This is a genomic window from Rhodococcus sp. ENV425 (assembly GCF_002887785.1).
Classification (GTDB): Bacteria; Actinomycetota; Actinomycetes; order Mycobacteriales; family Mycobacteriaceae; genus Rhodococcus; species Rhodococcus aetherivorans.
The window spans coordinates 1-826 of sequence record NZ_PCZU01000265.1 but is presented as its reverse complement, the minus strand read 5'-3'; the positions used below and the strand labels follow the sequence as shown (position 1 = coordinate 826).

The window sequence follows — 826 nt, the reverse complement described above, 5'->3', positions numbered from 1 at the left end:
TGCCACTGCGCGAACAACTCCACGGCGGCGAGCTGGTCGAGGATCGAGACGCCGAGCTGGCGTCGCAGCAGCACCTCCCGCACGCGCGCGACGGTCGCCCGGTCGCCGCGCACCCAGCCGATCCGGATGCCGCCCCAGACCACCTTGCTCAACGAGCCGACGTGCACGGTGGCCGCGTCCGGGACCGCCGCCCCGAACGGCTCGATGTCGTCGCCGGCGAACGACAGCTCCGCGGCGACCTCGTCGACGACGGTCAGGACGCGGTGCCGCCACAGGGTCGCGGCGAGGGACCGCCGCGCGGCCACGCTCAGGCTCACACCGGTCGGATTGGCGTGGTCGGGCATCAGGTACGCGACGGTCGGGGCGTGCTGCCGCGCGGCGCGATCGGCCTCGTCGACGATCACGTCCGGATCGTCGACGTCGACGGGCACGGCGACGGACTGGGCCCCGGTCGCCGCGATCGTCTCGAGCGCGCCGGGATGGCTCGGATGCTGGTGCAGCACCCGTCGTCCCGCCCCGACGACGGTGTGCAGGACGGCGTCGAGTCCGTCCGCCGCGGCGGCGGTGATCAGCACCTGCTCGGGGTCGGTCGGCAGTCCGCGGGCGGTGTACCGCGCCGCGACGGCGGCACGCAGCTCGGGCAGGCCGCTCGGCGCGTACCCGTGACCGGCCAGCAGGTCGGGCAGCCGGGTCTGCGCGACCGCGTAGGCGGCGGTCAGCAGGGACGACGCCTCCGGGGCGGCGTTGCCCAGGTCCAGCACGCCGGGCACGGGGGCGCCGAGCGCGGTGCCCCACGGCTGCCGGCCGTCGGGAGCGGCAACGAACG

1 protein-coding gene is annotated in these 826 nt (G+C 76.0%); it reads right to left on the bottom strand.

The annotated features are described in order from the left end of the window. Window positions 1-826, bottom strand: an 826-nt coding sequence (locus CQZ88_RS23785) for an aminotransferase class I/II-fold pyridoxal phosphate-dependent enzyme (RefSeq protein WP_258008755.1), incomplete at both ends; no start/stop codon positions are given.